Source organism: Streptomyces sp. WMMB 322, from assembly GCF_900090145.1.
In the GTDB taxonomy this organism is placed as follows: Bacteria; Actinomycetota; Actinomycetes; order Streptomycetales; family Streptomycetaceae; genus Streptomyces.
Genome location: NZ_FMHI01000016.1, coordinates 25,747 through 49,603 on the forward strand (window position 1 = coordinate 25,747; position 23,857 = coordinate 49,603).

Annotated in this window: 22 protein-coding genes; 8 read left to right on the top strand and 14 right to left on the bottom strand. The window is 69.8% G+C overall.

All coding sequences use genetic code 11. From position 1 onward, the window contains the following. The first annotated feature begins 12 nt into the window (after positions 1-12). From H180DRAFT_RS22075 to recX, 5 genes are all read left to right on the top strand, one after another. Positions 13-924 (top strand): AzlC family ABC transporter permease, encoded by a 912-nt coding sequence (locus tag H180DRAFT_RS22075; RefSeq protein WP_055487865.1) that lies wholly within the window; start codon positions 13-15, stop codon positions 922-924. Then, a complete protein-coding gene (locus tag H180DRAFT_RS22080) occupies positions 921-1,235 on the top strand; it encodes an AzlD domain-containing protein (protein WP_055487866.1) in 315 nt (104 codons plus the stop codon). The genes H180DRAFT_RS22075 and H180DRAFT_RS22080 overlap by 4 nt, the downstream gene beginning before the upstream one ends. Before the next feature lie 46 nt (positions 1,236-1,281). Then, the gene (locus H180DRAFT_RS22085) at positions 1,282-1,476 is read left to right on the top strand and encodes a DUF3046 domain-containing protein (protein ID WP_055487867.1); all 195 of its coding nucleotides are present in this window, start codon (positions 1,282-1,284) and stop codon (positions 1,474-1,476) included. A gap of 244 nt (positions 1,477-1,720) precedes the next feature. Beyond that, positions 1,721-2,863, top strand: coding sequence for a recombinase RecA (gene recA / locus H180DRAFT_RS22090; protein WP_055487868.1), 1,143 nt, complete (start codon positions 1,721-1,723; stop codon positions 2,861-2,863). Positions 2,864-2,866: 3 nt separating this feature from the next. After that, positions 2,867-3,676 carry a recombination regulator RecX gene (recX, locus tag H180DRAFT_RS22095; protein ID WP_074466930.1) on the top strand — a complete coding sequence of 270 codons (810 nt, stop codon included), beginning with the start codon at positions 2,867-2,869 and terminating at the stop codon, positions 3,674-3,676. A 146-nt stretch (positions 3,677-3,822) separates the two neighbouring features. Here the strand turns inward: recX and H180DRAFT_RS22100 are convergent, their stop codons facing one another. The 5 genes from H180DRAFT_RS22100 to H180DRAFT_RS22120 all read right to left on the bottom strand — a co-directional run bounded on the left by H180DRAFT_RS22100 (position 3,823) and on the right by H180DRAFT_RS22120 (position 9,484). Continuing rightward, positions 3,823-5,637: an FAD-dependent monooxygenase gene (locus tag H180DRAFT_RS22100; protein WP_055487869.1), complete on the bottom strand. Its 1,815-nt coding sequence runs from the start codon at positions 5,635-5,637 to the stop codon at positions 3,823-3,825. Positions 5,638-5,897: 260 nt separating this feature from the next. Further along, entirely contained in the window at positions 5,898-6,767 is an 870-nt protein-coding gene (locus tag H180DRAFT_RS22105; RefSeq protein ID WP_055487870.1) for an amino acid ABC transporter permease, read from the bottom strand. Continuing rightward, positions 6,764-7,411 (bottom strand): amino acid ABC transporter permease, encoded by a 648-nt coding sequence (locus tag H180DRAFT_RS22110; protein WP_055487871.1) that lies wholly within the window; start codon positions 7,409-7,411, stop codon positions 6,764-6,766. Before H180DRAFT_RS22110 ends, H180DRAFT_RS22105 begins: the two co-directional genes overlap by 4 nt. Before the next feature lie 150 nt (positions 7,412-7,561). Then, complete coding sequence (locus H180DRAFT_RS22115; RefSeq protein ID WP_055487951.1) at positions 7,562-8,482, bottom strand: glutamate ABC transporter substrate-binding protein; 921 nt, start codon at positions 8,480-8,482, stop codon at positions 7,562-7,564. 225 nt (positions 8,483-8,707) lie between these two features. Then, positions 8,708-9,484 carry an amino acid ABC transporter ATP-binding protein gene (locus tag H180DRAFT_RS22120; protein WP_055487872.1) on the bottom strand — a complete coding sequence of 259 codons (777 nt, stop codon included), beginning with the start codon at positions 9,482-9,484 and terminating at the stop codon, positions 8,708-8,710. Positions 9,485-9,759: 275 nt separating this feature from the next. Between H180DRAFT_RS22120 and H180DRAFT_RS22125 the strand changes: the two genes are divergently transcribed. Together H180DRAFT_RS22125 and H180DRAFT_RS22130 are read left to right on the top strand one after the other, a co-directional pair. Then, a complete protein-coding gene (locus tag H180DRAFT_RS22125) occupies positions 9,760-10,479 on the top strand; it encodes a response regulator transcription factor (RefSeq protein ID WP_055487873.1) in 720 nt (239 codons plus the stop codon). Between the two features lie 30 nt (positions 10,480-10,509). Then, on the top strand, positions 10,510-12,012 hold the full coding sequence (locus H180DRAFT_RS22130; RefSeq protein ID WP_055487874.1) for a sensor histidine kinase: 1,503 nt from the start codon (positions 10,510-10,512) through the stop codon (positions 12,010-12,012). 112 nt (positions 12,013-12,124) lie between these two features. Here the strand turns inward: H180DRAFT_RS22130 and H180DRAFT_RS22135 are convergent, their stop codons facing one another. The 4 genes from H180DRAFT_RS22135 to H180DRAFT_RS22150 form a co-directional block, all read right to left on the bottom strand. Next, positions 12,125-13,528: a GH1 family beta-glucosidase gene (locus tag H180DRAFT_RS22135; protein ID WP_254666149.1), complete on the bottom strand. Its 1,404-nt coding sequence runs from the start codon at positions 13,526-13,528 to the stop codon at positions 12,125-12,127. A gap of 213 nt (positions 13,529-13,741) precedes the next feature. Beyond that, positions 13,742-14,653, bottom strand: coding sequence for a carbohydrate ABC transporter permease (locus H180DRAFT_RS22140; protein WP_055487876.1), 912 nt, complete (start codon positions 14,651-14,653; stop codon positions 13,742-13,744). Further along, a complete protein-coding gene (locus H180DRAFT_RS22145) occupies positions 14,650-15,678 on the bottom strand; it encodes a carbohydrate ABC transporter permease (RefSeq protein WP_055487877.1) in 1,029 nt (342 codons plus the stop codon). Before H180DRAFT_RS22145 ends, H180DRAFT_RS22140 begins: the two co-directional genes overlap by 4 nt. Next, positions 15,675-16,994, bottom strand: coding sequence for an ABC transporter substrate-binding protein (locus H180DRAFT_RS22150; RefSeq protein ID WP_055487878.1), 1,320 nt, complete (start codon positions 16,992-16,994; stop codon positions 15,675-15,677). Before H180DRAFT_RS22150 ends, H180DRAFT_RS22145 begins: the two co-directional genes overlap by 4 nt. 272 nt (positions 16,995-17,266) lie before the next feature. On the opposite strand from H180DRAFT_RS22150, the gene H180DRAFT_RS22155 reads away from it, so the two are divergent. After that, positions 17,267-18,322, top strand: a complete 1,056-nt coding sequence (locus H180DRAFT_RS22155; protein ID WP_055487879.1) for a LacI family DNA-binding transcriptional regulator — start codon at positions 17,267-17,269, stop codon at positions 18,320-18,322. A 252-nt stretch (positions 18,323-18,574) separates the two neighbouring features. Here the strand turns inward: H180DRAFT_RS22155 and H180DRAFT_RS22160 are convergent, their stop codons facing one another. The 5 genes from H180DRAFT_RS22160 to H180DRAFT_RS22180 form a co-directional block, all read right to left on the bottom strand. After that, positions 18,575-21,607, bottom strand: a complete 3,033-nt coding sequence (locus H180DRAFT_RS22160; protein ID WP_055487880.1) for an alpha-mannosidase — start codon at positions 21,605-21,607, stop codon at positions 18,575-18,577. Between the two features lie 136 nt (positions 21,608-21,743). Beyond that, entirely contained in the window at positions 21,744-22,169 is a 426-nt protein-coding gene (locus H180DRAFT_RS22165) for a type II toxin-antitoxin system VapC family toxin (protein ID WP_055487881.1), read from the bottom strand. Continuing rightward, positions 22,166-22,399: a hypothetical protein gene (locus H180DRAFT_RS22170; RefSeq protein WP_055487882.1), complete on the bottom strand. Its 234-nt coding sequence runs from the start codon at positions 22,397-22,399 to the stop codon at positions 22,166-22,168. Before H180DRAFT_RS22170 ends, H180DRAFT_RS22165 begins: the two co-directional genes overlap by 4 nt. A 131-nt stretch (positions 22,400-22,530) precedes the next feature. Next, on the bottom strand, positions 22,531-22,845 hold the full coding sequence (locus H180DRAFT_RS22175) for a DUF397 domain-containing protein (protein WP_055487883.1): 315 nt from the start codon (positions 22,843-22,845) through the stop codon (positions 22,531-22,533). Further along, complete coding sequence (locus H180DRAFT_RS22180; RefSeq protein WP_055487884.1) at positions 22,842-23,684, bottom strand: helix-turn-helix domain-containing protein; 843 nt, start codon at positions 23,682-23,684, stop codon at positions 22,842-22,844. Before H180DRAFT_RS22180 ends, H180DRAFT_RS22175 begins: the two co-directional genes overlap by 4 nt. Between the last annotated feature and the right edge of the window lie 173 nt (positions 23,685-23,857).

Here is a 23,857-nt window from a genome sequence, read left to right on the forward strand (position 1 = left end):
TAGCGTGGGGCCGTGCTCGAACAGAAGAACGTCTCGCAGTCCGCCGATGACCCGCCTTCCCGCACACGGCACGACGACCGGGCCGTCGTGCGCGACGCGCTGGGCGTGGGCGTCGCCGTCGGGCTCTCCGGGTTCGCCTTCGGGGTGACGGCGGCCGGCGCGGGCATCAGCCTGCCGCAGACGTGCGCGCTCAGCCTGTTCGTCTTCACCGGCGCTTCGCAGTTCGCCCTCGTCGGTGCGCTCGCGGCGGGAGCGAGCCCGCTCACCGCCGCAGCCGGTGCCTTCTTCCTGGGCGTGCGCAACGCCTTCTACGGACTGCGGCTCGCGACGCTGCTGCGGCTGCCGGGTGCGATACGTCCCCTCGCCGCCCACATGGTGATCGACGAGACGGCGGCGGTGACCCTCGCGCAGCGCACCCGGCGGGGAGCCCGGATCGGCTTCACCGTCACGGGGGCGACCCTCTTCGTGCTGTGGAACCTCACCACGCTGCTCGGGGCGCTGGGCGCCGGTGCACTGGGCGACACCAGGACGTGGGGCCTGGATGCGGCGGGGCCCGCGGTCTTTCTCGCGCTCCTGGCTCCGATGCTCCGCACTGCGGCCGCGCGTGCGACCGCCGCCCTCGCGGTCGCTCTGGGGCTCGGGCTGCTGCCCGTGCTTCCGGGTGGCGTGCCGGTGCTGCTCGCGGCGCTGGCGGCACCGGCGGTGCTGCTGATGCGGGGACGCAGGGATCAGGAGCGGAACCGGGAGCGGGAGGCGGCTTCGGCGGAGGAGCAGGACCCGGGGGCGGCTACGGAACAGGACCCGGAGCGGCTGGCGGCTCCGGAGCAGGACCCGGAGGGTGCGGCAGGGCCGGAGGCCCGCACCCGCACCGGCACGGGCGCCCCGGCCGGGGATTGCGGGCGGACGGGGGAGGAGGGGCGATGAGCGTCTGGATCGCGATCGGCGCGACGGCGCTGGGCTGTTACGCGGCGAAGCTGCTGGGGCTGTCGGTGCCGGAGGGAATGCTGGAACGCCCGGTCGTCAAGCGGCTGGTGACGCTGCTTCCGGTCGCGCTGCTCGCCGCGCTGACGGCGCAGCAGACCTTCAGCGAGGGCGGCGCGCTCCTGCTGGACGCGAAGGCCGCGGGCCTGGCCGCCGCCGCGGTGACGCTGCTTCTCCGGGCGCCCTTCCTGGTCGTGATCGCGGCGGCGGTACTGGTCACCGCGGCCGTGCGGGCCCTGGGCTGGGCGCCGTGAGCGGAGGGCGGACGGCCCGGCCTGCAACGGGCTGGATACTGGTCTCATGCGGTTGACGGACTTCTGGCAGCGGATGGCGGACCACTTCGGCGAGTCCTACGCCGACTCCTTCGCACGTGACCATGTGATGGCGGGACTCGGCGGCCGTACGGTCCGCGAGGCCCTGGACGCCGGCTGGGACGCGAAGGACGTCTGGCGAGTCGTGTGTGCCGTGATGGACGTGCCCGCAGAGAAGAGGTGACCGGCCCGCCGCTGCGCGGCCGTGGCTGCTGAACTCGCCCTTTTGAAGGGGGATTTCGGGAGTTTTCCACAGACTCCCGGAGCGCCTTGACGTCAAAATCGAACATCGATTCTTATGGAGGCCCTGGCGGGTTCTCCCGCTCCCGCCTTCCCGGCCGGGAAGCAGGCAGCCGGACCGATTGTCAGTGGCAGGCGCTAGCGTCTTGGACGTGAAGCGATCGACTCAAGCAAACCGGGTGGCACCCATGGCAGAAACCGACCGCGAGAAGGCGCTCGAAACCGCCCTCGCGCAGATTGAACGGCAGTTCGGCAAGGGCGCCGTGATGCGCATGGGGGAGCGGCCGAACGAGCCGGTCGAGGTCATCCCCACAGGGTCCACCGCCCTCGATGTCGCCCTCGGCGTCGGAGGCCTCCCGCGCGGCCGAGTGGTGGAGGTGTACGGGCCGGAGTCCTCCGGCAAGACGACCCTGACGTTGCACGCGGTGGCCAACGCCCAGAAGGGCGGCGGCACGGTCGCGTTCGTCGACGCCGAGCACGCGCTCGATCCCGAGTACGCGAAGAAGCTCGGTGTCGACACGGACGCGCTGATCCTCTCCCAGCCGGACAACGGCGAACAGGCGCTGGAAATCACGGACATGCTCATCCGCTCCGGCGCGCTCGACCTGATCGTCATCGACTCCGTCGCCGCGCTCGTTCCGCGTGCGGAGATCGAGGGTGAGATGGGCGACTCGCACGTCGGTCTCCAGGCGCGGCTGATGAGCCAGGCGCTGCGGAAGATCACGGGCGCGCTCAGTCACTCCAAGACCACGGCGATCTTCATCAACCAGCTGCGCGAGAAGGTCGGCGTGATGTTCGGCTCGCCCGAGACGACGACGGGCGGCCGGGCGCTGAAGTTCTACGCCTCCGTGCGGCTCGACATCCGCCGGATCGAGACGCTCAAGGACGGCACGGACGCGGTGGGCAACCGCACCCGCGTCAAGGTCGTCAAGAACAAGGTCGCCCCGCCCTTCAAACAGGCCGAGTTCGACATCCTCTACGGGCAGGGGATCAGCCGCGAGGGCGGGCTGATCGACATGGGCGTCGAGAACGGCTTCATCCGCAAGTCCGGCGCCTGGTACACCTACGAGGGCGATCAGCTGGGCCAGGGCAAGGAGAACGCCCGCAACTTCCTGCGCGACAACCCCGACCTGGCCAACGAGATCGAGAAGAAGATCAAGGAGAAGCTGGGCATCGGAGTGGCTCCGGAGGAGCCGGGCAGCGAGCCCGGTGCCGATGCCGCCGGGGCCGCGGGCTCCCCGGTGGACGGTGCGGCCGGGACGGCCGGTACGGCAAAGGCGGCTCCCGCGTCGAAGGCGAGGGCTCCCAAGTCCGCTGCCGCGAAGAGCTGATCCGTGACACGGCGCACCCCATGGCCGGTCCAGGAAGACAGCGGTGGCTCCACTTCGTCGAGGGCCGGGGCGGGGCCACCGCGTAAGACGCGCACGTCACGCAGGCGTGCGTCCGGCGGTCGCCGCCCCGATGACCAGGGGCTGCCGGGCGACGCCGAAGAGGAGGGCGGACTCCCCGTCCAGGTGGGCGGGGGCCGGCCCGGGGAGCCGACAGGCGGGCGTGCTTCTCACGAAGGCGGCGACGAAGCCCCGGAGGGAGACGGCGAGAGCCCTCCGTCCGGGCATGCCCAGGACGGGGGCCCGGAGCAGGATCCGGCGGAGCGTGCGCGCGCGATCTGTCTGAGGCTGCTCACCGGTACGCCGCGGACGCGACAGCAGCTGGCCGACGCGCTGCGCAAGCGGGAGATCCCCGACGAGGCCGCCGAGGAGGTGCTCTCCCGCTTCGAGGAGGCCGGGCTGATCGACGACGTCGCCTTTGCCGATGCGTGGGTCGAGTCCCGGCACCACAGCCGTGGTCTGGCCCGCCGGGCGCTCGCCCGCGAACTGCGCACCAAGGGTGTTGAACCGCAGGTCGTCGAGAACGCCGTCGGGCAGCTCGACGCCGAGCGTGAGGCGGAGACGGCACGGGCCCTGGTGGAGCGGAAGTTGCGGTCCACCAGGGGGCTCGACCGGGAGAAGCGCATACGGCGGCTTGCGGGGATGCTCGCCCGCAGGGGGTACGGCGAAGGGCTGGCGCTGCACGTGGTGCGGAGGGCCCTGGAGGAAGAGGGCGAGGACCCTGAGGCGCTGGACCGGTATCTGCCGGAGGACTGAGGCGGAGTGCGCGCCTCCGGCCGCGGCCGCCTGCCCGGCCCCGCCGCCGGCCGCCTGTGCACGCACATCCCCCCGGGGGGCCCGGCCCGCATCGAGGCTCCGCCTGTCCGCGCCTCAGGCCTGGGCGGTCCCAGGTCTGGGCGGCCTCAGGTCCGGGTCTGCCGACGGGGCCTGCGGTACGCGTCCGGCTGCCTGCCGGGGAGGGCGCCGCCGCGCACCGCGTCGGCGCACGCCCGCAGGTCGGCGGTGCGCGGCCCGGGCAGGGCCGCCACCAGATGACCGTCGGGCCGTATGACCAGCACGGTGTGGGCTGCCGCGCCGGGGTACTGCTCCGTCACCAGCAGCTGTGCCTTCAGCGGCAACGCCTCCACCGCTGCGGCCAGTTCGGGCATCATCCCTGCCGACAGCCAGTGGCGGCTGTCCCACACGGCCGTTCCGGGCGCGACGAGCAGGACGAGCAATTCACTGCCGGAGCCGCACAGTTGTCCGCGCAGCCTCCCGCGTCCCCCGTCCATCGCGATCACCGGTACGTCCTCCACGGGCGCGCCGGGCGGCGTGTCCACCGGCACGGTCCCGACCTCGCCCTGCGGAGGGGTCAGCGGCGAGCGCCGGTAGGCCGCCGGCGCCCCCAGCAGTCCCCGCCCCAGATGCCCGTCCGTGAGCAGCTCCATCGGCGTGCGGGCGCCGCCGCCGGGCAGCATCGACCGCAGGCCCCCGCCTTCCCGCCGCACCACCGGCAGTGCCTGGTCGACGGCGCGCAGCCGGGCTCCGACGGCCCCTCGCCGCTCCGACTCGTAACTGTCGAGAAGCGCGTGGATCGCGTCACGGTCGGTGCGGGCCCCCCGTACACCGTTCGCCTCGTGCCAGGCCAGGGCGAGCTTCCAGGCGAGGTTGGCGACGTCGCGCAGCCCCTCGTCCACGGACTGGACGCCGAGCGCGCCGACGAGGTGCGCCGCGTCGCCGGCCAGGAACGTACGCTCCACACGCCACCGGCGCGCGAGCCGCTGGTGCGAGGTGTGGACGCCGGTGTCGAGGAGTTCGTACCGCACGGCCTCATCCACGCCGGTGACCTCGCCTCCGCGTCCGCGCGCGCCTCCTCCGTGCCACAGTCCGAGGGTGTCCTGCACGCGTTCCAACAGCGCCTCGGGCGTGACGAGTTCGCCCCGGGGCGGGAGCAGCCAGTCGAGGCGCCACACGCCGTCGGGCAGCGGCCTGGCCGTCACCTCGGTCTGCGTCCTGCCGGCCCGGTTCCCGCTTCCCGCACCCAGTTCACGGTGGAGCAGCGCCTCTTGCTCCCACGGCAGTTCCGCGCGGAGTGCCGCCACGGCGTGACGTTCCACTGCGGTGCGTCCCGCGAATCCGACTCCCAGGAGTTTCCGCACAGTTGACCGTGCGCCGTCGCACCCGACCAGGTAGCTGCCGCGCCACCATGTGCCGCCGCGGCCCGCCCCCGCGCCTTCGCCGGCATCGCGTCCGGTGGCCGCGGTGTCCGTGCCGTCACCTGAGTCCTGGTCGCCGGCGGGAGCGGCCGAACCGCGCGGCCGCGTGTGCGCGGTGACGCCTGCCGCGTCCTGCTCGATGAGATCGACATGGCTGCGCGTGACGACGTGGGCGAGCTTCTCCCGCGCGAGCGCGGCGCGCAGCCCGCGCTCCAGAGCGTGCTGCTCCACGTGGACCGGCGAGGTCTCGTCGGTCAACTCGACGTCCTGCACGAGCTGCGAGCGCCGCCGCGTGCTCCAGCGCCTCCAGCGGACGCCGGGAACGACGGCGTGCGGCGTCGCCATCGACGCCAGCCACGCGGCGGTGTCGGGGCGCAGCACGCAGCTGCGGGCGGCTCGTCGGACGACCTCGCCGTCGCTGTTGTCCAGCACGAGTGAGGGAACACCGGACCTGGCGAGCGCCAGTGCCAGGGCGAGCCCTGCCGGCCCGGCGCCGACGACGATGACTTCGGACTCGCTCACGCGCCGGTCCCCGTGCGGCGCGGGACACCGTGAACCGCTCGGCCCGCACACGCGGTTGAGGAGGGAAAAGCCGGAACGGGTGGAGCACAGCGCGCGATCACAAACGTATGCAACCCAGTGCCGGGTCACCCGTCAAGCTGAGCCGGAACGGCGGGAGCGGCGGCCCGGACACATGGTGACAAGTCCGGTCCGCCGCTCCGGCGGCTGCTCCCCCGCGGCCTCCGCGTCAGGCAGGGCTCCGCGTCAGGCAGGGCTCTGCGTCAGGCAGGGGGCCCGGCGCTCGCGCCCTCGGGAGTCGCGGTCTGCGCCTCGGTCACCTTGATGCCTGTCTTGGCGCGGCGGCCGCGCTTCTCGATCCAGTTGGCGACCGCGGAGAGAGCCAGGCACAGGGCGACGTAGATGGCGCCGAAGACGAGCACGACCGGCACGTACGGGTTCTCCCCGTCGACCAGGATGGTGTTGGCCATCTGCCGCCCGGCGTAGAGGAGTTCCTCGTAGGTGATGACGAAGCCGAGTGAGGTGTCCTTGAGCGTGACGACGAGCTGGCTGACGATCGTCGGCAGCATGGACCGCACGGCCTGCGGGATGAGCACCGTCGTCATCACCTGGGTCTTGCTCATGCCCAGCGCGTACGCGGCCTCGCTCTGGCCCCGCGGCACGGCAAGGATGCCGGCGCGCAGCACCTCGGCCTGCACCGCCCCGTTGTAGAGCGTGAGGCCGATGACGACGGCCCACAGCGGCTCGTTGGTGAAGAAGCCGACCCACAGCACGTAGATGGTGATCAGCAGAGGAACGGCGCGGAAGAGCTCGATGACGCCGGTCGCGGCCCAGCTGACGGGCTTGTGATCGGACAGCCGCCCCACGGCGAGCACCACGGCCAGCACCAGCGACAGCACGCCGGCCATCGCGAACGCCTGAAGGGTGCTGACGAGTCCGTCGACGATCGAGTTGCGTACTCCGGCGTAGTTGAAGATGTCCCACATCGCGCCGTCGAGCTGGCCCTTGGCGGCCAGCCGGTAGACGATGAAGGCGATCAGCGCCACCAGCGCGGCGGAGCCGATGACGGCGTAAGTGCGGTTGCGTGCGCGGGCCTTGGGCCCCGGCGCGTCGAAGAGTACGGACGAGCTCATCGGGCGACCTCCAGCCTGCGCTCAAGCAGCCGGAAGAAACCGCTGATGAGGAAGACGAGCACGAGGTAGGCGAGGGCCACCCAGACGAAGATGACCATGACGTTGTAGCCCTTGTCGCTCAGCACCTTCTGGACGCTGAAGAGTTCGGGGTTGTTGAAGGCGCCGGCGATGGCGGAGTTCTTCGTGAGCGCGATCATGATGCTGCTCAGCGGGGGGAGAACGGTCCTGGTCGCCTGCGGCAGCACGATCATGCGGAGCGTCTGCACGAAGGTCATGCCCAGGCTGCGCGCGGCCTCTGCCTGGCCCATCGGCACCGTGCTGATGCCGGAGCGCACGGCCTCGCAGACGAACGACGAGGTGTAGAAGCCGAGTGCCAGCACGCCCAGGACGTAGGAACTGATACCGGGGAAGACGATCTGCGGCAGTACGAAGAAGGCCACGAGGAACAGCAGCGTCAGCGGCGTGTTCCGCAGCAGCGTCACCCACGCGGTACCGAACGCGCGCAGCGGCGGCACCGGCGAGACCCGGAAGCCGGCTATGAGCACGCCGAGTATGAGGGCGAGCGCGGCGCTGGCCGCGGTCAGAGAGACCGTTCCTATGAATCCGTCACGGAACAGGTCCAGATGGTCGAGCAGAACATTCATGGGGTCTCCGCAGGGCGGTCAGGGAAAGCCGCGTCCCGCACGCCCGCCCGCGCGGACGGGCGTACGGGACGCGGTGCGGCGCCGGCCTGCCGGTCAGGCGTGACCGCCGCGCGAGGTGGTCGAGCGTCGGGCCGGCCTTAGGCCGAGCTGTCAGCCGCGCTCCAGGGCCGGGGGCTCCTCGAACTTCGAACCGGAGCGGCCAAGCGTCGCGTCGTAGGCCTTCTTGTAGCTGCCGTCCTTCTGGTGCGCCTCGACGGCGTCGAGCACCGCGTTCTGCAGCTCCGTGTCGCCCTTCTTCAGGCCGATGCCGTACGGCTCCTCGCTGAAGGTCTCGCCGACGACCTTCAGCTTGGTGGGACGCTCGGCCGCGTAGCCCTTGAGGATGGCGTCGTCGGTGGTCATCGCGTCGACCTGGCCGTCGAGCAGCTGCTTGACGCAGTCGGTGTACTTGCCGAACTCGACGGTCTCGGCACCGTACTTGGACTTGTTGTCCTTGATGTTCTGCAGCGGCGTCGAGCCGGTCACGGAGCAGACCTTCTTGCCCTTGATGCTGTCCGGGCCCTTGATCGACTTCTCGTCCTTGCGGACCAGGAGGTCCTGGCCTGCCATGTAGTACGGGCCGGCGAAGGACACCTGCTTCTTGCGCTCGTCGTTGATGGTGTACGTGCCCACCATCAGGTCGACCTGGCCCTTGGAGATCGCGGTCTCGCGGACGGAGGAGTCGATGGTCTTGAACTGGATGTCCTTCTCGCCGAAGCCGAGGTCGGCGGCGACCATCTTCGCGACCTCGATGTCGAAGCCCTCGTACTTCTTGGACGAGGGGTCCTGGAAGCCGAGGTAGGGCTGGTCGGACTTGGCGCCGATGATCAGCTTGCCCCGCTTCTGTGCCTTCTTCAGCACGGGCGAGTCGACCTTGACGTCCTTGGCGACCTCGTACTTCGGCAGCGCCTTGGTGTCCGTGTCGCCGCCCGGCTTGTCGCCGGCGGGGCCTTCCTTGCCTCCGCAGGCGGTGGCGGAGAGGGCGAGAGTGAGGACCACGGCCGCCGAGGCGGCTGTCTTACGGAACTTCATGATGGGCATCCCTTGCTCGGTGTTCTGCTGGTCGGCCGTCGTTGCACAGCCGGTCGTGCGGGTCGCAGGTCCTGCGGGCCCGCTGCCTGGGTCTTCGTCCTCCCGGCTGCCGCCGGGGCGGCAGCCGGACGGCCGTCGGACCGGGCGGCGCGTGGACCGGCGGGTCGTTGCGGGGGGCGTCCTGGATCTGGATCGGATCTGCTCGGAACTCCGCTCAGCGGCACGTCAGTGGTGAAGGATCTTCGCCAGGAAGTCCTTCGCCCGGTCACTGCGGGGGTTGTTGAAGAACTGGTCCGGTGTCGCCTCCTCGACGATCCGGCCGTCCGACATGAAGACGACCCGGTTGGCAGCCGAGCGTGCGAAGCCCATCTCGTGCGTGACGACGACCATGGTCATGCCCTCGTCGGCGAGCTGCTTCATCACCTCGAGGACCTCGTTGATCATCTCCGGGTCGAGCGCCGAAGTGGGCTCGTCGAAGAGCATCACCTTGGGGTCCATGGCGAGCGCGCGGGCGATGGCCACCCGCTGCTGCTGACCTCCGGAGAGCTGGGCGGGGTACTTGTCGGCCTGGTTGCCGACACCGACGCGGTCCAGCAGCGCGCGCGCCTTCCGCTCCGCCTCCTGCTTGTCGGTGCGGCGGACCTTGGTCTGCCCGAGCATCACGTTCTCCAGCACCGTCTTGTGTGCGAAGAGGTTGAACGCCTGGAAGACCATGCCGACGTCCGCGCGCAGCTTGGCCAGCGGCTTCCCCTCCTGGGGCAGCGGCTTGCCGTCGATCGAGATGCTGCCGGAGTCGACGGTCTCGAGACGGTTGATGGTGCGGCACAGCGTGGACTTGCCCGACCCGGAAGGTCCGATGACGACGACGACCTCTCCGCGCGCGATGGTCAGGTCGATGTCCTGGAGCACATGCAGCGCACCGAAGTGCTTGTTGACGTTGTCCAGTACGACCAGATCGTCCGCGGCCGGCGCGGCGTCCTTGGTCACCGATACTTCGCTCATCGGCGTGTAGCTCCGTCCTCGTCGGTTGCGAGGACACTAATGAGCGACGGCCGCCAGCGTCATTACATCTGAGGGGAAATTGAGCATAACGATCCCGTCGCGGAACGGACCCGGTCCCGCTGTGACCTCGGAATCCGTGCCCGGTAGTACCGGCTGCATAACAGAAACCCGCGAGCGACCGGGAGCCCCTTGACTCACCTGCGCCGATAGGGGTTGATGCAATGCTGCGGTGTTTCCGCCGCGGACCCGGACCGGCATCACGGAGGGAGGCCCGAGTGAGGTTGCTGCTCGTCGAGGACGACATTCACGTCGCCACGGCGCTGTCGGCGGTGCTCGGGCGGCACGGCTTCGACGTGGTGCACGCCCGCAGCGGCGAGGAGGCGCTGCGTGAGCTGCTGCCCTCGGACGATGTGGCTCCCTTCGGTGTCGTGCTCCTCGACCTCGGCCTCCCGGACCAGGACGGCTTCGAGGTGTGCGGCCGCATAAGGAAGATCAGCTCGACTCCCGTGATCATGGTGACGGCGCGCGGCGGCGTACGGTCCCGCATCCACGGCCTCAACCTCGGCGCCGACGACTACGTGGTCAAGCCGTACGACACCGGGGAGCTGCTGGCCCGCATCCACGCGGTGAGCCGCCGCGCGGCGCCCGAGGAGAGCGCCGAGACGGTCCGCGACGAGGGCACGCCGGCGGAGAGCACGCTCCGGGTCGGAGCCGTCACCATCGAGCTGCCCACCCGCAAGGTGTGCGTCGACGGTGACTCCGTGGCGCTGACGCGCAAGGAGTTCGACGTGCTGGCCCTGCTCGCGCAGCGCCCCGGCGTCGTCTTCCGGCGCGAGCAGATCATCAGCGAGGTCTGGCGCACCAGCTGGGAGGGCACCGGACGGACGCTTGAGGTACATGTGGCATCGTTGCGCTCCAAGCTGCGCCTGCCCGCACTGATCGAGACCGTACGGGGCGTCGGCTACCGTCTCGTCGAGCCTCAGCAGACGGTCTAGGCGCAGGGGAGCGGGGGGCCGGAAGAGACCATGCATGCCCGTCTGCTGCCACTGCTGATCATTCTGCTCACCGGTGTGCTGCTGGCCCTCGGCTTCCCGCTCGCCATGAGCCAGGCCGCCACCGAGCAGCAGCGCGTCGTCGTCGACCGCATCGACGACACGGCACGGTTCGCCGCCCTCGCCCAGTTCGTGACCTCCTCGCCCGACGAGGGCGAGCGCCGCGCCATACTCCAGGACGAGCTGGACCGCTACCACTCCCTCTACGGCATCCGGGTCGGCGTCTTCCTCCGCGACGGGAACGCCCTGGGCGTCTCGCCCGGCGGCTGGCAGGTGGCCGACTCCGTGCAGGGCGCCGACGCCTTCGACGAGGCGCTCGCGGGACGCCGCAGCCACGACCCGCAGCAGGTCTGGCCCTGGCAGAAGGAGCGCATCGCCGTCGCGTCGCCGGTCATCCGGGACGGCGATGTGGCAGCCGTCGTGCTCACGGAGTCACCCACCGGGCAGCTGCGCTCACGCATCCTCCAGGGGTGGCTCCCGATCATCGCGGGCGAGGCCGCGGCGATGCTGCTCGCCGTCGGGCTCGCGCTGCGCCTGACGGGCTGGGTGCTGCGCCCGGTCAGGACGCTGGACCGTGCCGCGCACGAGATCGCCGTCGGAGAGTTCAAGTCCCGCGTCGCCGCGTCCGGCGGCCCGCCCGAGCTGCGCCGCCTGGCCCGTTCGTTCAACGAGATGGCCGACAACGTCGAGGGGGTGCTGGAGCAGCAGCGCGCGTTCGTCGCCGACGCCTCGCACCAGCTGCGCAACCCGCTCTCCGCGCTGCTGTTGCGCATCGAGCTGCTCGGCCTCGAAATGCCCGAGGCGGACGAGGAGTTCAAGTCCGTTCAGGCCGAGGGGAACCGTCTGGCGCGGGTGCTGGACGACCTGCTCGACCTGGCCCTCGCCGAGCACTCCTCCGCCGATCTGCGGCTGACGGACGTGGCGGAGGTGGCGGCCGAGCGCGTGGAGGCGTGGCTGCCGGTCGCCGAGATCAAGGGCGTCGTGCTGGAGTCGGCGGGCCCTCAGGCAGTGACCGGGTGGGCCGACCCCGTCGCGCTCTCCAGCGCGCTGGACGCCGTGGTCGACAACGCGATCAAGTTCACGCCGGAGGACGAGAGGGTCACGGTGAGCGTCTCCCGGGAGCGCGAGAGCGTCGTCGTGGAGGTCGCCGACCACGGCCCGGGGCTCAGCGAGGACGAGATGGAACGCATCGGCGACCGCTTCTGGCGCAGCAGCCGGCACCAGAACATCTCCGGCTCGGGGCTCGGGCTGTCCATCACCAGGGCGCTGCTTGCTTCGGGCGGGGCGGAGCTCGCGTACGCGCACAACGAGCCGAAGGGCCTGCGCGTCCTGATCACGGTGCCGCGGAATCCTCCCCCGGAGCCTTCGGCCTGGGAGGCGCCCCGAGGGGATGAGGGCCGCCGGGCCGTCGGGCCGTCGGTGAGGCCCGTCTCCCTGACGAAGCGCTCACGGCAGTCCGCGGAGGCGGACGGCTGACGCCGCCGCGGAGGCGATGCCCGCCCCGAGCCCGCGGACCGGGGCTGAAGGCGGCAAGGGCCGGTGCGCGCCCCTGCCGCGCGCCGCGCACCGGCTCCCCTGCCCACCGGAATCAGGACTCCGCGGGCAGTCCCCCGCTGCGGGCCACCCGGGAGTACCAGGTGGCGCTGGACTTCGGGATGCGGGCCTGCGTCTCGTAGTCGACGTACACCGCGCCGAAGCGTTTGGTGTATCCGTAGGCCCATTCGAAGTTGTCGAGCAGCGACCAGAGGAAGTAGCCGCGGACGTCGGCGCCCTGCGTGATCGCGTCGTGCACGGCGGCGAGATGGCCGTGCAGATAGCGGATTCGGTCCGGGTCGTGCACCCGGCCGTCGGCGTCCAAGACGTCCTCGTACGCGGCCCCGTTCTCGGTCACATAGAGCGGGACGCCCGGGGCCTGCTCGGTGAAGTCGAGCAGCAGCTCGGTGAGTCCGGCCGGATCCACGGGCCAGTTCATCGCGGTGAGTTCGCCCGGCGCGTGGTGGAAGGCGACGTCGTCGGCGGCCGGCCACGGGCTGTGCTCGCCGGCGGCGTGCCCGTCGAGGCGGGGGCCTTTCTGGCCGGGGCGGGCGGCCGAGACGACGGCCGGGGTGTAGTAGTTCAGGCCGATGAAGTCGAGCGGCTGGTGGATGGCCTCGGTGTCGCCGTCCCGCACGAACGACCAGTCCGTGACGCCGGCGGTGTCGGCGAGCAGGTCCTGCGGGTAGGCGCCGTTGAGCAGTGGCCCGGTGAAGACCCGGTTCGCCAGCGCGTCGATGCGGCGCCGTGCGTCGAGGTCCTCGGGGGCCTCGGTGAAGGCCCTGACCACGCTCGGGTTCAGGCTGATGCCGATGTCCGCGCGGGCCGGCAGCACGCCGCGCAGCGCGGAACAGGCAAGGCCGTGACCGAGGTTGAGGTGGTGAGCCGCGCGCAGGGCAGCTGCCGGGTCGGTGCGCCCGGGGGCGTGCACCCCGGAGCCGTAGCCCAGAAAGGCGCTGCACCAGGGCTCGTTGAGCGTCCCCCAGGTCTCGACGCGGTCGCCGAGCGCCTCACCGACGAGCGCGGCGTACTCCGCGAACCGGTACGCGCTGTCCCGCTCGGGCCAGCCGCCGGCGTTCTCCAGCTCCTGGGGCAGATCCCAGTGGTAGAGCGTCACGACGGGCGTGATCCCGTGCGCCAGGAGTTCGTCGACGAGCCCCCGGTAGAAGTCGAGCCCCCGCTGCACGGCGGGCCCGCGCCCGGTGGGCTGCACCCGCGGCCAGGCCACGGAGAACCGGTACGCGGTGAGGCCCAGGTCCGCCATGAGCCGCACGTCGTCGCGCCACCGGTGGTAGTGGTCCACGGCGACGTCACCCGTGTCGCCGTTCGCCACCTTCCCCGGCGTATGGCTGAACGTGTCCCAGATCGACGCCGTCCGCCCGTCCTCCTGCACCGCCCCCTCGATCTGATACGCGGCGGTGGCCGAACCCCACAGAAATCCTGCGGGAAACCGGTTCACGGCGGGGGCGGTGGTGACGGTGGGGCTGGTGTTGTCGGTGGTGGTCAAGGTGCGCTCCCATAGGTAGGTATTGAGCTCGCGCCGGGAGAGGCCGGCGGGCACGGGGGCAGAGCCCGGTCTTTCGAGCCCCGCCGGCGACTGAGGCGCGGGGTCCGGGGCAGAGCCCCGAGGCGTGGAGAACGGGGGCGTCACCGGGACGCCCCCGTTCGGGCATCAGCCCTTGACCGCCCCCTGCATGATTCCGCCCACGATCTGCTTCCCGAACAGCAGAAAGGCGATGAGCAACGGCAACGTCCCCAGCAGCGCCCCCGCCATGATCACCGAGTCGTCGGGGATGTACCCGGTGCCCAGTGCGTTCAGCGCGACCTGCACCGTGGGGTTCTCCTGGTTGAGCGCGATGATCGGCCACAGGAAGTCGTTCCAGGCCATGACGAAGGTCAGCAGCCCGAGCACGGCCATAGCGGGCCGCGCCGCGGGAAACACGACATGCCACACCACCCGCAGGCTGCTCGCCCCGTCGACCCGTGCCGCCTCGATGAGCTCGGTCGGCAGCGCCTGCACCAGGTACTGGCGCATGAAGAACGTGCCGAACGCGGACACGAGCGTCGGCAGAATCACGGTCTGCAGCTGATTCGCCCACCCCAGGTCCGTCATCCACAAGTACAGCGGGACGACGGCCAGTTGCGGCGGGATCATCATCGTGCCGATGGTCATCAGCAGCAGTGCCGTCGAGAACCGGAACTTCAGCTTGGCGAAGGCGAACCCGGCCAGCGTGGAGAACAGCACCGTACCGACCGTGATCGTCGACGCGACGATGATGCTGTTCCACATCGCCGAGCCGAGTCCTGCCTGGTTCCAGGCAGTCTCCAGGTTCTTGAACAGGTTCCCGCCGAACCAGAACGGCGGCGGCGTCTGCGCGAGCCGCGCGTTGGTGCGCGAGGCCGCGACCGCCGTCCACAGCAGCGGGGCGAGCGATATCGCGGCGAACAGGGCGAGCACGGCGTACGTGACCGGCCCGGCGTGCAACTGCTTGCCCGCGCCGAGCAGCCGTCGGCGGCTCGGTGGTCCGGCATCCTCGACCGGCAGCGGACCAGGCGGCGGAGTTTCGGTGTTGATGACGGTCATTGGGTCTTCCTCAGCCGTCGGGAGATCAGCATGTTGATCGCGGCGATGACCAGCAGAATCAGGAACATCGACCAGGCGATCGCGGACGCCTTGCCGAGATTGCCGACGATCCAGCCCTGGTCGTACATGTACAGACCGAGCGTCTGGTACTGGTGCTCGGACCCGCCCTTGGTGCCGCTCACGCCGCCGAACAGCAGTGGCTCACCGAAGAGTTGGGTGGCGCCGATGGTGGAGACGACGATGGTGAACAGGATCGTCGGACGCAGCATCGGAACGGTCACGTGCCGGAACTGGTGCCAGCGGCCCGCCCCGTCCAGGGCGGCCGACTCGTAGAGGTCGGCCGGGATTGCCTGCATCGCCGCCAGATAGATCAGCGCGTTGTACCCGGTCCACCGCCAGATCACGATCGACGATACGGCGAGTTGTGAACCCCAGTCGGACTCCCGCCAGTTGACCTCGTCGAGGCCGATGGAGCCGAGCACCCAGTTGATCATCCCGTTGTCGGGGGAGAACAGCAGCACGAAGACGAGCGTCGCCGCCGCCACCGATGTGGCGTACGGGAGGAGCATGACGACGCGCCACACGGTCGAGCCGCGCAGCCGGTAGTTGAGCATGTGGGCGAGCCAGATCGCCGCCATCAGCTGCGGCACGGTGGAGAGCACGCCGATGGTGAACGTGTTCTTCAGGGCGTTCCAGAAGAACTCCGAGTCGAAGAGGTTCTTGTAGTTCTCCAGACCCGCCCAGGTCTGGGTGTCGAGCGAGGACAGCTGCACGTGGTGCAGCGAGTACCAGGCGGTGTAGAGCAGCGGCACCAGGGAGAAGGCGCCGAAGATGACGAAGAAGGGGGAGATGAACGCGTACGGGGACGCCTTCATGTCCCAGCGGTACAGCCGGCTGCGCCAGGAGTCGGCGCGCTGCGGAGTACCGCGACCCTGAGCGCCCCCGGCCGCGCCCGACCCCGTGACGGAGCCGGGCGCGGCGTCGGTGCTCGACGCTGACTGCGCGAGAGCTTCACTGGAGGTCACTGGCCGAGTACGTCCTTGACTTCCTTGGTGGCGGCGTCCCAGCCCTGCTCGGGCGACTTGCCCTTCTGCTCGACCTGGAGGACGCCGGTGTCGGTGATCGCCGTGTTGATCGGCTGGTCCTTGATGCCGAAGGTCTGCACCGGGATGGTCTTCGCCGCGTCGGAGAAGATCTGCGTCAGCGGGGCGTTCGAGAAGTAGGCCGTGGTCTCCGCCTTCGGCTTCAGGTTCTCGTACGCCGACGGGGTCGACGGGAAGCTGGCCTGCTTGGCGAAGACCTTCGCCTGCTGCTCGGGAGCGGTGAGCCACTTCGCCAGGGCGACGGCCTCCTTCTGGTGCTTGCTCGCCGTCGGCACCCCGATGAACGAGCCGCCCCAGTTGGCCGCGGTCGGCGCGGCCGCCACGTCCCAGTTGCCCTTGCCCGAGTCACCGGACTTCTCCTGGATGTAGCCGATCATCCACGCCGGGCAGGCGATGGTGGCGAAGGTGCCGTTCGCGAAGCCCTGGTCCCACGGCTTGTCGAACTGCTTGAGCTTCGCCGACATGTCGGAGGTCGCCACCTCCGTCGTGGCGTCCCACGAGTCCTTGACGCCCTGGGACTTGTCCCAGATGACGTTGCCGTCCTTGTCGTAGTAGCGGTCCTTCGCGCCGCCGAGCGCCGCGTTGTAGACCGACGACGCGGAGTCCACGAACTTGGTGCCGCTCGGCGCCTTCTTCATGTAGTCCTTGCCGACGTCGACGTACTTGCTCCAGTCGCCCTTCCACATCTCGGCGAGCTTGTCGCGGTCGGTGGGCAGTCCGGCCTTCTTCAAGAGGTCCTTGCGGTAGCAGATCGCCATCGGGCCGACGTCGGTGCCGAGGCCGATCAGCTTGCCGTCCTTGGTGGTGGCCTGCTTGTTCTTCCAGTCCAGCCACTGCGACTTGTCGACCTCCTTGCCCAGGTCGACGAACTTGTCCGCCTGCGTCTGCACGGCCTCGGTGATGTTGCCGATCTCGATCGCCTGGATGTCGTCGGTGCCGGAGCCGGCCTGCAGCCGTGTGAGGATCTTGGGCCAGTAGACGTCGGTGCGGGTGGTGACGTTCTCCTTGATGGTGATGTTCTTGTGCAGCTTCATGTACTCGTCGTAGAGCCCGGCCTGCTTGTAGCCGAAGGTGCCGAAGGTGCCGACCGTCAGTGTGGTCGAGCCCTTGTTTCCCGCGCCGGCGTCCCCGGAGCCGTCGTCGGCATCGCTCGCACAACCGGCAAGCAACCCTGCGGCCAGGGCGGCGACGACGGCGAAGGTCATCGCGCGTCGGGACATTCGGGCAGTCGTGCGCATTGCGTCCTCCAAGTGCTCAAGCGCTCTTGTTGCTGAGACGTGCAGACCCCCCGGCCAACTGCCAATTGCTGTGCTGGGCCCGTTCGTTCGCATGCGGCCCGGGCGGGGAACGTGCGGCTTCTGTATGCGTCCAGTACGGTGGGAGCGCTCCCACTCGTAATGAGTTGAAGGGTCGCCGCCCGAACCCGGGGGTGTCAAGACACTCGACGGCGACATGTCCGTGCGGTTATCGGGCTGTTAGATTCCGCTCAAGATCTGGAGAGGCAGGAGTCATGGTGGCTCACGGCACGCACGGCAGGCGCCCGACCCTTGAGGAGGTCGCGGCCAGAGCCGGCGTCGGCCGGGGCACGGTCTCCCGCGTCATCAACGGATCGCCGCGGGTCAGCGACCGCACCCGCGCCGCGGTCGAGGAAGCGGTCGCCGCACTCGGCTACGTACCGAACACGGCGGCCCGCGCCCTCGCGGCCAACCGCTCGGACTCCATAGCCGTCGTGGTTCCGGAGGCCGAGTCCCGGTTCTTCTCCGAGCCGTACTTCTCCGGCATGGTCGGCGGCGTCGGCCTCGCCCTCGCGCAGACCGACATGCAACTCCTGCTCACCTTCGCCCGCGGCGAGCGCGAACAGGACCGGCTGGCCGCCTACCTCGCCGCCCACCGCGTCGACGGCGTCCTCCTGGTCTCGGTGCACTCCGACGACCCGCTCGCGGACCGCCTCGCCCAGATGGACATCCCGACCGTGATCAGCGGCCCCCGTTCCGCGGACGAACCGCTGCCCTCGGTCGACACCGACAACTACGCGGGCGCCCGGCTCGCCGTCGAGCACCTCGTCTCCCGCGGCCGCCGCTCCGTGGCGATCATCTCCGGCCCGCTCGATGTGTACGGGGCCGTGCGCCGCCTCGTCGGCTACCGGGACGAGCTGGCCGCGAGCGGGATCGGCTACGAGGAGGAACTGGTGGCCCACGGGGACTTCACGGAGGAGGGCGGCCGGCGCTGCATGGCGGAACTCCTGGAGCGCGGCACCGACTTCGACGCGGTCTTCGCCTGTTCCGACCTGATGGCCTCCGGCGCCCGCCAGGTGCTGCGCGAGGCCGGCCGCCGCATCCCCGGCGACGTCTCCCTGGTCGGTTTCGACGACTCGGTGATCGCCCGCCACATGGAGCCGGGGCTGACGAGCGTCCGCCAGCCCACCCGGGACATGGGGCGGGCCATGGCGGAGCTGCTGCTCGAGGAGATGGCTCTGGCCGCCAAGGGCAAGCGCTCCTCGGTCCGCCGCGGAACGCAGCGTCACCTGGTCCTTCCGACGGAGCTGGTGGTCCGCGCCTCGTCATAGAGGCGGACCGGACCGGGCACGTCCGGCCGCGGCGCCCCGGGGCCGGTACGGCCCTGGACTGCCCCGGGAACGCCGGACGACCCCGGTTCTCTCGAACCGGGGTCGTCCGAACTTCTGGTCCAGCCAGGCAAGGGTTTCACAACCCGTGGCCCGGGACACGGCGGCGGCATCTTCCAGGACGGCACCGGCGGGGGTGACTCTCAGCGGCACCGCCCGGGCGTCGCGAGCCCGCGAAGACCCGCCGGACAGTCCTCAGCGGCCCAGGCGGAGGGTGAGGATCTGGAACGGGCGCAGGGTGACCTCCACGGAACCGTCCGCGGACAGCTCGTGCGCCGCGGCATCCGGCAGCGGACGCTCCAGCAGGTCCGTCTCGCTCACCGACGTGACCGGCGTCCCCGCCGTGAGCACCGCGCGTGCGCGCCCGCCGTGCGACTCGTACAGGCGGACCACCAGATCGCCGCTGCGGTCGTCCGCAAGCTTGAGCGCCTCGACGACCACCTGGTCGTTGTCGACGCCGACGAGCGGTGCGACCGTGCCCCCGGCTCCCCGCACCGTGCGCTCCGGCAGGTTGATCCAGTGGCCCTCCCGCACCGCGTCTCCCACCGTCGCGCCCGGCGCGAGCGCGAACCGCAGCCGGTGCGAGCCCTGGTCGGTCTCCGGGTCCGGGTAGCGGGGCGCGCGCAGCAGCGACAGCCGCACCGTGGTGGTCTGGCCGCCGTCGTCGCGGACCGTGCGGGTCACGTCGTGCCCGTACGTCGAGTCGTTGACGACCGCCGCACCCCAGCCCGGCTCCTCGACGTGGAGCCAGCGGTGCGCGCAGATCTCGAACTTGGCCGATTCCCACGAGGTGTTGGTGTGCGTCGGACGGAAGACGTGCCCGAACTGCGTCTCGGACGCGGAACGGTCCGCCTTCACATCGAGCGGGAAGGCGGCCTTGAGGAACATCTCGCTCTCGTGCCAGTCCACTTCGGTGTCGATGTCCAGCACCTTAGAACCGGCGCGCAGCGTCAGCCGCTGCACCACGCTCGAAGCGCCGAAGGAACGCTCGACGCGGACGGTCGCCCGCGCCTCGCCGGACTCGGACAGCTCCAGCCCGTCCGTGCCCGTCAGGTCGGTGACGTTGTGACGGTAGAAGGAGTCCACGTCCCAGGCGTCCCAGTGGTTGGGCAGATCCGGGTGCACCTGGAGCAGGTTGGCCGCCTCACCGGGCGCGACGCTTTCGCGGCGGGCGTCCTCGTCGTACGCGGAGACGACCAGGCCCCGCCCGTCCACCTCGATCCGCAGCAGCCCGTTGGCCAGCACCCAGCCGCCGCCGGGCCGTTCCTCCACGGTGACGGGCGCCCCGCCGGTGCGCCCGCTCGCGGGTGCCGCACCGCCCGCGGCCACGCCGTCGCGCGCGTGCGGCGCGGCGTTGAAGACGACCGGGACGTCGCCCTCGCCCGCCAGGGCGGACTGAGCCGCGGCGATGATCTCCTCCAGCTCCGCCCGCACGCGCGCGTACGTCTCGCGTGCCTCGCGGTGCACCCAGGCGATCGACGAGCCGGGCAGGATGTCGTGGAACTGGTGCAGCAGCACCGTCTTCCAGATCTCGTCCAGCTGCTCGTACGGGTAGGTGTGCCCGGTGCGCACGGCCGCCGTCGCCGCCCACAACTCGGCCTCACGCAGCAGGGATTCGCTGTGCCGGTTGCCCTGCTTCGTCTTCGCCTGCGAGGTGTACGTGCCGCGGTGCAGCTCCAGGTACAGCTCTCCGGCCCACACCGGCGCCTTGGCGCCGTACTCCTCGTGCGCCTTGGAGAAGAAGGCCGAGGGCTTCTCGACGGTCACGCGCGGTGAGCCCTCCAGGTCCTTCAGCCGCTCCGCCCGTGCCAGCATCTCGCGCGTCGACCCGCCGCCGCCGTCGCCCCAGCCGAACGGCGCGAGCGAACGCGAACCGCCGCCCTTCTCCTGGTAGTTGCGCGCGGCGTGCGCCATCTCGGCGCCGCCGAGGTCGGAGTTGTAGGTGTCGACGGGCGGAAAGTGCGTGAAGACGCGCGTGCCGTCGATGCCCTCCCACCAGAAGGTGTGGTGCGGGAACTTGTTCGTCTCGCTCCACGAGATCTTCTGCGTCAGGAACCACTTCGCCCCCGCCAGCTTCACGATCTGCGGCATCGCGGCGGTGTATCCGAACGAGTCCGGCAGCCAGACCTCCTTCGTCTCGACACCGAACTCCTCCAGGAAGAAGCGCTTCCCGTAGACGAACTGCCGGGCCATGGCCTCGCCGCCGACCATGTTCGTGTCGGACTCGACCCACATGCCGCCCACCGGCACGAACTGGCCGTCCGCCACCTTCTTCTTGACCTTCGCGTAGACCTCGGGCCGGTAGTTCTTGATCCACTCCAGCTGCTGCGCCGAGGACATGGCGAAGACGAACTCCGGGTGGTCCTCCATGAGGTTGACCATGTTCGACGCGGTACGCGCCACCTTCCGCACCGTCTCGCGCAGCGGCCACAGCCATGCCGAGTCGATGTGCGCGTGCCCGACGGCGCTGATGCGGTGCGCGGAGGGACGCGCCGGAGTGGAGAGCACGTCGCCGAGTGCCTCCCGTGCGCGGGAGGCGTTGCCAACGATGTCATGAACGCCGAGAGCGTCCAGCGAATCCTCGATCGCACGCAGCAGCTCCCACCGCCGCGCGTCCTCCAGCGGCAGCTCCCGCATCAGCGACCCGGCCACCTCCAGGTCCTGCACCAGCTCCCACACCTCGGCCTCGAAGACGGCGAGGTCCATCCGCCGCAGCCGGTACAGCGGACGGTCGCTGGAGGTGAGCCTGTCGCCCTGGTACGTAGGCGTCTGCGGCGTGTTGACGATCGGGTTCGCCGCCGCCTCGACGAACAGCTCCACCTCCTCGCCGCCGGCGGCCGCTTCCGCGATGCGCACCCAGTCGTTGCGGGGATTGAGCGCCTTGACGGCCTCACCGTCCGCCCGGTAGATCAGGCCCTCGCACTGGAAGCCCGGCATGTTCCGGTCGAAGCCCAGATCCAGCACCGCCTCCACGGTGCGGCCCCGCCATTCCTCCGGCACCCGCCCCGTGACCTTGAACCATGTCGTTCCCCAGGCGGGCCCCCACCGCTCACCGGCCTTCGACGGTCCGTACGTCGCGGCAAGCCCCTCCGCCACCGGCACGGGCTCACCGGGGACGTCCCACCGCTCGACAGTCAGAGGCAAGGGGCTGCTGTATACGGCGGGCTTGATGCGTTCGGCCAGGACACGGCGAAGGCGGTCCTCGACGATGCGGCGGTCGTCGTGCATGGCGGCTGCTCCGATCTAAGGGTCCTCGGGTCCTCGTTACGTTCGACCTGGTGAGGAGCCTGCCATCATGCGGGCCGCGGCGACAGCGTTGTGTTTCAGCCTGCGGTGGCGTATTGGAGGAACCGCTCAGGAGCTCTCAAAGGTCGTCCGGGAGCAGCTCGAACGCGGGGGCGTGAACAGGGCGAACGATGCTGAAGTGCTTCCGGTCCACGGTGCTCACCTGCTTCGCCTTCCACCGTTCAGCGATCGCGATGACGCAAGCATCCGTGCCGCCGAGTGGCAAGTCGGCGTACTGCCGCACGAGTTCAGCCATGCGTGCGATGTCCTCTGGCATGAGACCGGTGACCGTTCCCAGCTGGCCGGCTGCGAGCGCATCCAGGAACGACGCTTCGACTTGTGCGCCACAGCGAGTTCCCAGCAAGTGGCACACTTCGGCAATGACCGGGGACGGGATCACAAGGTTTCGCGGGTTGACGTTGTCATACCAACGTACACACGCTGCGTGACAGGCATCATCGGCATCCGCCAGGGCTACGAGGGGCCCCGTGTCGATCACGATCACTCGCCGAAACCTGTCTCGCGCAGAATCTCATCCGCGCGCGTCGACGTGTCCGAGTGGCCGGAATGTCCCATGCCGATGAAGGCGGGTCGTACAGAGCGGGGGCTCTGCTCTATGAATGGCCTCAGAGTCTGCACCACGGCATCGATATCGTCATCAGGCACGCTGTCGATAAGAGCGTGCAGCTCTTCCCGCGTCGTCATGGTTTCCAGGGTAGCCAAGGTGCCGCTCATCAGCAGCCGCGTATCGCTGCCGACAGTCGTGGGGCGCGGAGATCATTTGGGCCGGCGCCTCACGACGTGTGGCTACTCCCGGCGGCGGGAACGGTCGTTGATCACGTTGATCGCAGCGACAGCTTGGTTGTTCAGCCGGTGCTCGCGTATTGGACGAATGCGGTCCAGCCGCTTCGCGGCACTGTGAGAAGAGGACCCTCCGGGTTCTTGGAGTCCCGGATGTTGACGGTGGGGGTCGCGTCGGTGACTTCGATGCACTCGCCGCCGGCGTTGTCGCTGTAGCTGCTCTTGCGCCAGGCAACTTCCAGGCAGTTGGCGCCCTCGCTGTCGCTGTGGCTGCTTTTCCGCCAGGCGACTTCGATGCACTCGGCGCCTTCACTGTCGCTGTAGCTGCTCTTGACCCACATGAGATCGCTGTACGCGGAAGCCTGTTTCTCGACGTTCATAGGTCACCTGCCAACTGCTCGACAAGACGGGCCGACTCCTCGGTGTCCAGAGCCTGAGTCCGGATGATCCCATGACGTTGGGCGTAGACCCGAACTGCAGTGCGTTCGGTGATCACGCTGCTGACGCCTTGAGCTTCCGTATAGGCGACCAGGCGGCCATCTTTCGTCTCCAGCAACGTGATTGGGCCGAGCAGGCCGTTGTGCTCCCAGCGTGATGTCGGCATGACCTGGAGTGAAACGTTACGCAGTTTCGCCCTGTCCAACAGCCAGTCGAGTTGTGCCCTCATGACTGCACGTCCGCCGACCGGCCGTCGTAGCACGGCTTCTTCGATGACGAAGCTCGTAACCGGGGCGGAGTGATCGTCGAAAATGTGTGCCCTCTCCAGTCGGGCCGCTACGCGATCTTCAATGGTGTCGTCTTCGAGAGGGGGACAGTGGCCCCGGATGAGTGCCCGTGCGTACTCCTCAGTCTGCAAGAGTCCTGGAACGGTGAGAGGCGCATAGGAGTAGAAGCTCGCGGCGTCCTTTTCCCAGCGTGCGAAGTCCCGGAAACGAGCGGGAAGAACGGACCGCTCGATGTCGTCCTGAACCGCCTTCAGCAACCCGCGCGCGTCCAGTACCCGCTCCACCCCGTCGATGAACTGCGGTTTCGGCGCTCGCCGTCCCCGCTCGACGGAGGAGACCAAGTCGACGCCGTAGCCGATTCGTTCGCCCAGTTCGGGCTGTGTCAGTCCCGCCCGTTCCCGGAGGAACTTGATCTGCCTGCCGATCGCCCTCAGCAGCGGATCGACGGTGTCTCCGGTCTCGGTCCGCTGCGCTGCGTGTTCGCCCTCGGTCATGCGGCGCCACCCCCTTCGTGCCCGTACTCAACGGGGGTGCGGCGGCCCCGTCACTGCTGACGCGGGGTACAGCACCGCGGACGCTTCGGTACGGCCGCACCTCGTACCGGCCGACCCCCTCGACCGATTATGTCCGGGCGGACACTCTCTGTGACGTGAAAACCGAGATCGCC